An 11,018-nucleotide genomic window follows, 5' to 3' on the forward strand; every position below is an offset into this window, starting at 1 on the left:
GGGGGTTTGCGCTCGAGAACGCCAGGGGCACGCTCGACTTCCGAATCGTGGTCGTCGAAAAGCCCCCCTGCGAAGCCGTCCTCGCGAGGCGGCTCTATGCCGAGAGAGGCGAGCTCGGCGCGGATGCCCTGGACGCCGCGCCCCTGCGCGAGGCGGCTGCGCACGAGCACGTCGGCGTAGCGCCGGTCGTCCACAAGCCCGCAGGAGACCGCCCGTCCCACCGCCGCCTCCGCAGCCTCCGCCGAGAAGCCGTCCCGCGCAAGCCTCCTGCGCAGCGCCTCGCTCGCCTGCTCGTGCGAGCAGGCGAGGAGCTCTATCTTGCGAAAGGCCCTCTCGGCCTCGTCCGCTCCGCCCGCTTCGCATGCCCCATCAGAAAACGGCTCCGCAGCGGCTCCGGATGAGCCGCGCGGGCCTTCTGCGCCCTCGGCGCGGCCGGCCCGACGGCCCTCGACGTGCCGCGGACCCCGGGCGGAGGCGGAATCCGAGCGGAGGATGGCGTCCATGCGCTCCCGCAGGCGGGCAAGCTCCTCGGCCGAGGCCGTCATGCTACTTCTTCCCCTTGGGCTTGGCTGCCGGCGTCAGGGCCTCGGCCTCCTCGGCCGACCGGGTGATGATGGGGATGTCGAAGGCCTCCCTCACCTTGTTCTCCAGCTCCTCGCGCAGATCGGGGTTCTCCTTGAGCGTCTGCTTGGCCGCCTCGCGCCCTTGGCCGAGGCGCTCCTCGCCGTAGGTGTACCAGGCGCCGCTCTTCTTCGCCACGCCCGCCTCCACGGCCATGTCCACGATGCAGCCCTCGCGCGAGATGCCCTCGCCGTACATGAGGTCGAACTCCGCCTGGCGAAACGGCGGGGCCACCTTGTTCTTGACCACCTTGGCGCGCACGCGGTTGCCCACGATCTCGCCGTCTTTCTTGATGGAGTCGATGCGGCGGATGTCGATGCGCACGCTGGAGAAGAACTTGAGCGCCCGTCCGCCCGTCGTGGTCTCGGGGTTGCCGAACATGACGCCTATCTTCTCGCGCAGCTGGTTGATGAAGATGCAGGTGGTGTTGGACTTGGAAAGCGAGCCGGCCAGCTTGCGCAGCGCCTGGGACATAAGGCGCGCCTGCAGGCCCACCGTGGTGTCGCCTATCTCCCCTTCGATCTCGGCCTTGGGCACGAGCGCCGCCACCGAGTCGATGACGATGCAGTCTATGGCGCCGCTTCGCACCAGCATGTCGCAGATCTCGAGCGCCTGCTCGCCGGTGTCAGGCTGGGAGATGAGCACCTCGTCGATGTCCACCCCCAGCCGCGCCGCGTACACGGGATCGAGCGCGTGCTCCGCGTCGATGAAGGCGACGATGCCCCCGAGCGCCTGGGCCTCGGCGAGGATCTGGAGGGCGAGCGTCGTCTTGCCGCTCGATTCAGGTCCGTACACCTCCACGATGCGGCCGCGCGGCACGCCCCCGATCCCAAGAGCCGCGTCAAGCGGCAGCGATCCTGTGGGTATGGCGCCGATGTTGAGGCCCTGCTCCCCCTCTCCGAACTTCATGATGGAGCCCTTGCCGAACTTCGTCTCTATCTGATCGGTGGTCAGCTTGAGCATCTTCTCTTTTTCTTCGTTCATGCGCTTCCTTCTCTTCCCGGCGACGCTCTGCGGCGCGTGGTTTCCGCTTTTCCCTATTATACGAACATCCGTTTGAACGTCAAGACTTGGTTTCCAACGGATCCGCAGATCCAGTATAGCGGGACCCTCCAGCGCGGACATGGCGCGCATCCAGCGCGACGGCGCCTCGATCCAACGCGTATCCGCCGTCCGCCCAACGCCGATCCAGCGGCCCTCCAGCGCGCTTCCAGCGCGGATCTAGCGCGCCTCCAGCGCGTCGAGGGCAAGCTCCAGGGCCGCGCGCACGGTCTGCCGGCGCACCTGCTCCCGCGTGCCCGAGAACAGCCGATGCTCGGCGCGGCCGCCGCGCTCGTCGCAGCAGGCGAGCCACACCGTGCCCACGGGCTTTCCCGGCTCGGCGCCGCCCGGCCCGGCGATGCCGGTCATGGACACCGCCACGTCGCACCCCAACCGCTCGCGCGCGCCCTTGGCCATGGCGAGCGCGGTCTCGCGGCTCACGGCCCCCTTCGACGCGATGACGGAGGGATCGACGTCCAGCAGGCCGCTTTTGACCGCAGAGGCGTAGCTCACCACGCCTCCGCGCACCGTCTCCGAGCTGCCGGGAACCGCGGTCAGAGCCGCTGCGGCAAGTCCGCCCGTCAAGCTCTCGGCCGTCCCCAGCGTGCGCCCCGCCGCGCGCGCCGCGTCGAGCACGGCCGCGGCCAGCCGGGAGAGCTCCTCGTCGGCGACGCCGGCGACGTCGCCCCCGCCGGCGCGTCCGCCCCTTCCCAAGCCCAGAAGGCGGCGCGCCTTCGCGATGTAGTCCAGCATGGACACCACGGTGAGCACGAGCGCCACCAGCATGACCAGCCAGCTGAGCGTCCACATCCAGTCGGAAAGCGCCGCATGGACGCTTCCCGCCATATGGCTGTCCTTCACGCAGAACAGGACTATCGCCACCATCTGGAACACGGTCTTGGCCTTGCCGTACCAGCTGGCGGCGATCACCACGCCCTCGTTCGCGGCCACCATGCGCACGCCCGACACAATGAACTCGCGCGCCAGGATGACCAGAACCACCCAGCTGGGCAGCGCCCCCAGCTCGATGAGGGCGAGCAGCGCCGCGCAAACGAGTATCTTGTCGGCCAGCGGGTCCATGAACTTGCCGAAGTCCGTCACCTCGCCCCGGCTGCGCGCCAGGTACCCGTCCAGCCAGTCGGTGCAGGATATGAGGATGAAGATACCCGCCGCAACAAGGCTTTTCGCATCGTCGGCCACCTGGGGCAGGCCGAACCATTGCGGCCAGGGGCTCACGAGAGCCGCCACGAACACGGGCACCAAGCAGATGCGCACGAGCGTGACGATGTTCGCGGGCGTCCACAGCCTGCCGGCGGACGTTGGATTCAGCCGCCTGTCCCCGCTCACGACCTCACTCCCCCTCCATCTCGTAGAGGAGCGTGCCCGTTATCGTCACGGAGCGCACCTCGCCTGCGCGCCCTGCGGCCAGGTAGGTGACGCCGTCCACCTCGGGCGCTTGGCACATGGCGCGCCCGAACAGCTGCCCGTCCTCCTCCACGCCCTCCACCAGCACGTCCATCACGCGCCCCGTCCGCTCGGCGATGCGCGGGGCGCATGCCGCGTCGGATGCGTCGCGCAGGCGCTGCGCACGGTCGGCCTTCTCCTCCTCGTCCACCTGGCCCGGCAGATCGAAGGCGCGCGTGCCCTCCTCGCGCGAGTAGGGGAACACGCCCACGTAGTCGAACAGCCCCTCCTCCACGAAGTCGCACAGCTCCTCGAACTGCTCGTCCGTTTCGCCGGGAAAGCCCGCGATGAGGGTGGTGCGCAGCGCCGCGTTCGGGATGCGCTCGCGCACGCGGCGCACAAGCGCCTCGAACTCCCCGCGCGACCCCGGGCGGTTCATGGCGCGCAAGATGGCGGGGTCCACGTGCTGGAGGGGGATGTCGAAGTAGTCGCACACGTTCGCGTGCGAGGCCACGGCGTCCAGAAGCTCGTCGGTCAGCCCCTCGGGCTGCAGATACATGAGGCGAAGCCACGTGTCGGGGAACTCTTCTGCCAAGGCCCCCACAAGCCAGGCGAGCGACGAGGGCTGCGGCAGGTCGGTCCCCCACCGCCCCGTGTCCTGCGCGATGAGGACGATCTCGCGCACGCCCTCCGACACGCGCGCGGCCACCTCGGCGCGCACCTCGTCGTAGGGGAAGCTGCGGTAGCGCCCGCGGATGAAAGGGATGGTGCAGTAGCTGCAGAAGCGGTCGCACCCGTCGGAGATCTTCACGTAGGCCGACACCGCCTCGCCGATCCCCTCCTTGCCTGCGGCGACCGATCCCCGCCCGCCTCCCGGGATGCCGTCAAGGCCCAGGGCGCCCGCGACGACGGCGGCGATGTCGTCCTCCCGGCTGCACGGAACGAAGGCGCGCGCCTCCGTCAGCTCGGCGGACAGCTCCTCGCCGTAGCGCGCCGGCATGCAGCCCGCCACCACAAGCGGCGCGCCGGCTGCCACGTTGGGAAGCCCCGCCGCGTCGAACACGGCCTCCAGGCTCTCCTCGGTGGCGCTCTGTATGAAAGAGCACGTGTTCACCACCACCGCGTGGGCGCGGGCGGGGTCCTCCTCCAGCGCAAAGCCCGCCTGCGCCAGGCGCCTGCGCATATGGGCGGTGTCAACCTCGTTCTTCGCGCAACCAAGGGTGATGAACGCCACGGAAGGGGCGGCATCCGCAAAGGTCTTCGAATTCATGGCACGCGCGCCGCCTCAGCGGTAGTTGACGTACTGGAGCGGCTGGCCGTAGTCTTGGCCCTTCAAAAAGGCGATGACCTCCTGCAGCGTGTCGCGCGACGCCGAGCTCACGCGCAGCTTGTCGCCCTCGATCTGCACCTTCACCTTGAGCTTCGTGCCCCTGATGTCCTTGCTGATGCGCCCGGCGCACTCCTTGTCTATGCCCTCGACGATAGAACCGCGCACCCGGACGCTCTGCCCGGCGGCGGCCTCGGGCTCGCCCCACTTGACGGCGGCCAGGTCGATGCCCCGGCGGATCAGCTTCGAACCCAGCACGTCGATGACCTGCCGGGCCACGAAGTCGGCCGGCGCCGTCACCGTGAAGGCGCCGGCCGCTTTGTCAAGCGCTATCTGGGCGCCGGAGTCCTTCAGATCGTAGCGCTGGGCAAGCTCCTTGCGCGCCTGCTGAAACGCGTTGTCCACCTCTTGCATGTCGACCGTCGACACCACGTCGAAGCTCGATTCCTTGGCCATGTGACCGTCCTTTCCTCAGGCGCGCGCTTTCGCGGGCCGCGCGCATCATCGTCCGAACAGGATACCGCATCCGCGCACGGTGCGGGAGCGCTATTGGGTGGAAGAGCCGGCAGAGGAGCCGCCCGCTCCGGAGGACGACCCGCTGCCGGAGGCTCCGGCCGTGGAGGACCCGGACGTCCCGGCCGGGGAATCCGCCGCGTCCGGATGGTCGGCTTTCCATTGCTCGAGGTAGGCAGCGAAGTCCACCGTGCACATCGGCATACCGCTTGCATCCGTGCCGTCGAAGGCCACCTCCTCGCCGTCCACCGTCACCGTCACCGCGTCGCTCACCCACGTGGCGAAGCTCCAGGTGCCGCTCACCTCCACCGTCTCGGTCACGGGACCGGTTATCATCTGCTCCGCCGCAACCCCGTCGGTGGTGATGACGGCGTAGATGGACTGGTTCGACACCTCGTACTCCACCGTCACGCTCGTCGGCGCGACCTCGGCGGGCGCAGCCTCCTGCGCAGGCGCGCCCTCGGCGCCCGAAGACCCCTCGCCGCTTTGCGTGGTGTCGGTCACGCCGGTGATGGGCACCTTCGGAGCGTCCTGCGACTCTGCGCCCCTGTTGCCGAACGCAAGCGCCAGCACCGCGATGAGCAGCACCAAGATGACGGCGCCCGCGATGATGAAGGGCAGCTTCGACTGCACGGCGCTTGGAGCTTTGGGCCCTGCGTAGAAGTTGGTGTACTGGGAGTTGGGAAGCGCCGCGCGGCGGCTGGGATGGGTCCGCTCCTCCGAGTAGAGCCTCCCCGACCCGCCCGAGCGACCTCCGTAATCGCGCACGTAGTCGCGCCGGTCGTCGTAGAGGGTGCGCCCCAGGGCGTTTTGACGCGGCGGCCGCTCGGCTTCCTGCCGCTCGCCGCCGCGGGCGCGGGAGCGGGACTGAGAGCCTCTGCGGGACGACGCCGGCGCATCGGTGCGGGCGCGCCCCACCTGGTAGGCGTACGCCTCGTCCAGGTACATGCGCGTCATCTCGGTGGGGTTCAGGCCCACCAGGCGCGCGTAAGCGTTCACCATGTTGCGCGCATAGCCGCGCGGCGGCATGCGCGAGAAATCGTTCTCCTCTATCGCGCGCAGGATGTCGGGCCTGATGCGCAGCTTACGGGCGGCCGCCGACAGGTCCAAGCCCTTGCGCTCGCGCGCCTCGCGAAGGATCGTTCCGAAACTCACCTGGGCCATCTGCTCACTCCTCCGGACTCGACTCGTCCCGGGCCTCGAACGCCTTCAACGTCTCCAGCTCCATGGCGTCCACGAGCACGTCGCGGGGCTTGCTGCCGTTCGGCGGGCCCACGACGCCCTTCTCCTCCAACATGTCCATTATACGACCGGCGCGCGAATAGCCCACCTTGAGGCGGCGCTGGATGTTGGACGTCGATCCAAGCCCGCTTGACACCACGATCTCGGCGGCCTCCCAAACGAGCGGATCGTCCGAGGAACCCGACCCGCCGCTGCCGTCAGGCTCCGACGCGCCCAGCGTGATGAGGTTGGTCTGCAGGATCTCGGAATGATACTCCGGCTCGCCCTGCTCTTTGAGCGCGGCCACCACGGCGTTGATCTCGTCCTCGGACACGTAGCAACCCTGGATGCGCTGGGGTTTGGCGAACTCGGGCTTGGACAGCAGCAAATCCCCCAGGCCGATGAGGTTCTCCGCCCCGGGCGTGTCCAGGATGACGCGCGAGTCTATGCCGCTGGCCACGTTGAACGCGATGCGGTTGGTGATGTTGGCCTTGATGAGGCCCGTCACCACGTTGGTGGAGGGGCGCTGGGTGGCCACGATGAGGTGGATGCCCGCCGCGCGCGCCAGCTGCGCGATGCGGCTGATGGAGAACTCCACCTCCTTGCCCACGTTCATCATGAGGTCGGCCAGCTCGTCGATGATGATGACGATGTAGGGCAGCTCCCCGCCCAGCTCGCTTGCGGGAGGCTCCTCGCCCGCCTCCTCGGCGGCGCGAACGGCCTCCTGCTCGGCCTGCACCTTGGCGTTGTACTGCCCGATGTTGCGCGCGCCCACCTTGCTGAACACCTTCAGGCGCCGCTCCATCTCCGCAACGCCCCACGAAAGCGCGCTTGCCGCCTCCTTGGGCTCGGTGACCACGGGCACGTAGAGGTGCGGGATGCCGTTGTAGGGCGTGAACTCCACGCGCTTGGGGTCGACCATGATGAAGCGGACCTCGGAGGGCGTGGCGCGCATGAGGATGGACATGATCATGGCGTTGATGGACACCGACTTGCCCGACCCGGTGGTGCCGCCGATGAGCAGATGCGGCATCTTGGCCAGGTCGGACACGATGCGATGGCCCTCCACGTCCTTGCCGATGGCTATCTGCAGCGGCCCGTCCGGCGCGTCTTTGATGACGTCGCCCAAAAGCACGGTCTGCCGCGTGCGGTTGGGAACCTCGATGCCCACGAAGTTCGTGCCGGGGATGGGCGCGAAGATGCGCACGCCCGGCGCGGCGAGCGCAAGCGCGATGTCGTCTTCGAGCGCGGTGATGCGGCTCACGCGCACGCCGGCCGGGAGGTCCACCTTGAACAGCGTGACCGTGGGGCCGGCCACCCAGCCCACCACCTCGGCGAATATCTGAAAGCTCTCAAGCGACTCCTGCAGGCACGCGGCCGTCTCTTTAAGCTCGGTGTCGGAGGCGCCGTCTTTCTTCGACCCCTTCGAGACGGCCAGAAGGTCCATCGAGGGAAGCTCGAAGCCGTCTGCGGGGCGCGGCGCGGCCAGCGGGACGGTCGAAGCTGCGGACGCGGGCGCTTTCGGCTCGGCGACCTCCTCGCGCTCGCGCCGCCTTCCCAGCTTGCGGGTGAGCATCTGGGGGGCCTCCTGGGCATCTTCCTCCTCGCCCTCGCGGCCAAGCTCCTGGGTCAGCTGCGCCTCGGGGACGCGCTTCGGGCGGGACGCGCGGCCGCGCCTGCGCTCCGCCGGTTTGGGCAACGCGGTCGTCTCGGCCTGCTCGAAATCCTCCCCCATCGTGGGCACCACGGGCACTCGGGCAGCCGAGGGCCTCCTCATGCGGGCGAAGGGGGGCGCCGCCAGGACGTCGTCATCCTCGTCGCGCTCGGCGCGGGCCGCCCGCGCGTCCTGGACGCGTTCGATGAGGCCCGAGAGGGAAAACCCGATGACCGCCAAGCCCGCTAAGACGACGCCGACCATCAGGATGCAGGAAACAACCTGGCCGAACAGGCTCAAACCCACCCAGGCGACCCCGGCGCCCACATACCCGCCGCGCGCCGTCAGCTCGGCCTCCGCGAACAGGCGCTCCGTCACTCCCGACTCGCTTCCAGGCGTGAACAGGGCAAGCAGCACCAGCGCGGCGAAAAAGATCATGACCAGCCCCACCGCGACGCGCGCCGGGACGCGCTCGCGATCGAAGCGGACGAGGAAGCTCGCCCCCAGGGCCACGAGGAGAAACGGCAGCAGGTAGGCGCCCAGCCCCAGCGTGAGGTGCAGCGCGCTCGACATAAACGACGTCACCACCGCATCGGTGGGCAGGACCGCCGCCACGAACAGCACCGCCCCCAGAACGGCCAGCGCCACGCCGGCGATGTCGCGGCGCACGCGATCGTCGAACAGGCGCCGCTCGGGCGCCTCGGTCGGCGCGCCGGCCTTGCGCGCGCGCTTCTCCGCGGGCGAGGCCGCCCGCGCCTTCGGCTTGGAAGAGGCCGACCGGGATTTCGATGTGCTTGATGGGTTCCGGGCCACGCCCTGCTCCTTCGTGCTGCGTTACTACTTCGTTTCGCGGGCCTTCCGCGGCCGGTGAGAGCCGCATGCGCGTCTACGCGCATGCGGCCATTATAGCCTAAACCTCCAGCAGGTTCACAACCACCATCGGGCGCGTCTTGGTGCGTTCCCACAGAAGCGACAGCAGCGCGTCGCGCGCCGCCTTCTTGGCCTCCTTGGCGGTGGCGCCGTTTTTGGACAGCGCGCGCCCAAGGGCGTTCTTCACGGTGCTTTGGGCCTCCCTCACCAGGTAGTCGTCGTCGCCCCCGGTGATGCCGCGCATCTCCACCTGAACGGCTCCGGCCACCCCATTCTTCTTGGGGGACACGGCCGCCGCCACGGCGGCGAAGCCCTGGGCCGCCAGCGCGCTGCGCTCGTCGAGCACGTCCTGCGACGTGTCGCCCACCGACAGGTCGTCCACGAACACGATGCCCGACTGCACGACCTCCCCGCGCTCCACGCCGCGCGAGGTGAGCTCCAAGCTCTCGCCGTTCTCGCAGATGAACACGTTCTCGGCCGGCACGCCCGTGGCCTCGGCCAGCCGTGCGTGGGCGCGCAGGTGGGTGGCCTCGCCGTGGACGGGCATGAACGCCCGGGGCTTGACGATGGACAGGACCAGCTTCAGCTCCTCCGCGCCGGCGTGGCCCGACACATGGACGCGCGCGCGGCTCTTGTCGTAGACGTCCGCCCCTATCTTGGCCAGGCCGTTGATGACGCGCGTGACCGCCTTCTCGTTGCCCGGCACGGGCGTGGCCGATATGATGACGGTGTCGCCCTCGTCCATGGAGATGGTCTTGTGCTCGCCGTTGGCGATGCGCGCCAGCGCCGAGAGCGGCTCGCCCTGGCTGCCCGTGCACATGATGACCACCTGCTCGGGCGGGATGCCCTTGAGGTCGTAGGCGTCTAAGATGTCGGTGTCGCTGATGTCCAGGTAGCCCAGCTTGCGGGCGATGTCGGTGTTTTGGATCATGGAGCGGCCCGTGACCACCACCTTGCGGCCGTTGGCCACCGCCGCGTCGCATATCTGCTGCATGCGGTGGATATGGCTGGCGAACGAGGCGATGATGACGCGCCCCTTGGCCTGGGCGATGATCTTGGCCAGCTCCTTGCCCACCTCGGCCTCGCTCGGCGTGAACGTGGGGTTCGTGGCGTTGGTGGAGTCGCTCATCATGAGGTCCACGCCCAGCTCGCTGTAGCGCGCGAGCGCGCCGAAGTCGGTGTGGACCCCGTCGATGGGTGTCTGGTCCAGCTTGAAGTCGCCGGTGTGCAGGACGTTTCCGGCGGGGCTTTGGAAGAACACGCCCACGGCCCCGGGGATAGAATGGTTCACGGCGAAGAACTCGGCCGTGATGCAGCCGAGCTTCACCTGGTCGCCCGGCTTGATCTCCACGAGCTTGGCGTTTTTGATCCGATGCTCGGCGAACTTGCCCTCGATGAGCCCCAGCGTGAGCTTGGTGGCGTAGATGGGCACCTGGCGGTCGAGGTCCTTCATGAGGTAGGGCAGCGTGCCGGTGTGGTCCTCGTGCCCGTGCGTGATGATGATGCCGCGCAGCTTGTCGGCGTTTTGCAGCACGTAGGTGTAGTCGGGCAGGATGAGGTCCACGCCCGGGTGGTTGTCGTCCGGGAACATGAGCCCGGCATCGTCCAGGATCATGTCGCCTTTGCACTCGAACACGGTCATGTTCTTGCCGATGGCGTCAAGGCCGCCCAAGGGGATGATCTTGAGCGCGGCGTTCGCGTCCTTCTTCGGCGAGGCGAAGCTGCGCCGCGAGTCGGCCTGCCCCTGCTTGTTGAAGCGGCGGGCGCCGCCGCCCTCCTTGGTCAGCTGCGGGCGCTTGCGCTCCAGCTTGACGTGCTTGTAGGAGCGGGTCTTCTCGCCGCCCTGGGCCGCCTTCTTGGCCTGGCCCGAATCGTTTTTGCGCGCGCGTTCGCTTCCGCGTTGCGCGCGAGGTTTGCTCTCTTCCATGCTCTTCCTTCTCTTCAAACGCGCGTCGCCTATGCGAAAGGAGCCGGAAGCCCCGGCTGCCCATGACGCACGATCCGGCCCTGCCGGCTGCGTCCTCCGCGCGTCGCGGATATATTCTCGCGCCGCCCTGCGGCGGCGCCTCGCTTCTTATCAAAGCCCTCGCCCCCAAGCCGGCCCGGTCGGTCGGCGCGGGGGCGAGGGCGGGCGCGGTTGGCCCTTACGCCTCGAGCACCCCCGTCTCGCGCATGATGCGCGCAAGGCGCTCCGACTGAGCCGGCGTGGCGTCCACCAAAGGCAGGCGCACGCCGCCCACGGGAAAGCCCAGAAGCCGCAGGGCCTCCTTGACCAGGATGGGGTTCGATGTCTAGAACAGCCCGGTCATAAGCGGCATGAGGCGCTCGTTGGCCGCCTCGGCGGCCTCCCACCAGCCCACGGCCGCC

8 protein-coding genes are annotated in these 11,018 nt (G+C 68.8%); all 8 read right to left on the reverse strand.

Annotation, left to right across the window (positions count from 1 at the left end):
- Positions 1-545, reverse strand: a 545-nt coding sequence (locus ACWKY3_RS09475; protein ID WP_449316159.1) for a RecX family transcriptional regulator, incomplete at its 3' end; no start/stop codon positions are given.
- 1 nt (position 546) lies between these two features.
- Complete coding sequence (recA, locus tag ACWKY3_RS09480) at positions 547-1,605, reverse strand: recombinase RecA (protein ID WP_449316160.1); 1,059 nt, start codon at positions 1,603-1,605, stop codon at positions 547-549.
- Between the two features lie 237 nt (positions 1,606-1,842).
- Positions 1,843-3,009, reverse strand: coding sequence for a CDP-diacylglycerol--glycerol-3-phosphate 3-phosphatidyltransferase (gene pgsA, locus ACWKY3_RS09485; protein ID WP_449316161.1), 1,167 nt, complete (start codon positions 3,007-3,009; stop codon positions 1,843-1,845).
- A 4-nt stretch (positions 3,010-3,013) separates the two neighbouring features.
- On the reverse strand, positions 3,014-4,336 hold the full coding sequence (gene rimO, locus ACWKY3_RS09490) for a 30S ribosomal protein S12 methylthiotransferase RimO (RefSeq protein WP_449316162.1): 1,323 nt from the start codon (positions 4,334-4,336) through the stop codon (positions 3,014-3,016).
- A 15-nt stretch (positions 4,337-4,351) separates the two neighbouring features.
- Complete coding sequence (locus tag ACWKY3_RS09495) at positions 4,352-4,849, reverse strand: YajQ family cyclic di-GMP-binding protein (RefSeq protein WP_449316163.1); 498 nt, start codon at positions 4,847-4,849, stop codon at positions 4,352-4,354.
- A gap of 90 nt (positions 4,850-4,939) precedes the next feature.
- Positions 4,940-6,070, reverse strand: a complete 1,131-nt coding sequence (locus ACWKY3_RS09500; RefSeq protein ID WP_449316164.1) for a helix-turn-helix domain-containing protein — start codon at positions 6,068-6,070, stop codon at positions 4,940-4,942.
- A 4-nt stretch (positions 6,071-6,074) separates the two neighbouring features.
- Positions 6,075-8,594, reverse strand: a complete 2,520-nt coding sequence (locus tag ACWKY3_RS09505) for a DNA translocase FtsK 4TM domain-containing protein (RefSeq protein WP_449316165.1) — start codon at positions 8,592-8,594, stop codon at positions 6,075-6,077.
- Between the two features lie 97 nt (positions 8,595-8,691).
- Positions 8,692-10,578, reverse strand: coding sequence for a ribonuclease J (locus ACWKY3_RS09510; protein ID WP_449316166.1), 1,887 nt, complete (start codon positions 10,576-10,578; stop codon positions 8,692-8,694).
- Positions 10,579-11,018 lie beyond the last annotated feature (440 nt).

The sequence above is a fragment of the Rubneribacter sp. genome (assembly GCF_965361815.1).

Coding starts and splice junctions, on each gene's coding strand:
- recA (WP_449316160.1), bottom strand. CDS start 1,605: ATGAACGAAGAAAAAGAGAAGATGCTCAAGCTGACCACCGATCAGATA.
- rimO (WP_449316162.1), bottom strand. CDS start 4,336: ATGAATTCGAAGACCTTTGCGGATGCCGCCCCTTCCGTGGCGTTCATC.
- ACWKY3_RS09495 (WP_449316163.1), bottom strand. CDS start 4,849: ATGGCCAAGGAATCGAGCTTCGACGTGGTGTCGACGGTCGACATGCAA.
- ACWKY3_RS09500 (WP_449316164.1), bottom strand. CDS start 6,070: ATGGCCCAGGTGAGTTTCGGAACGATCCTTCGCGAGGCGCGCGAGCGC.
- ACWKY3_RS09510 (WP_449316166.1), bottom strand. CDS start 10,578: ATGGAAGAGAGCAAACCTCGCGCGCAACGCGGAAGCGAACGCGCGCGC.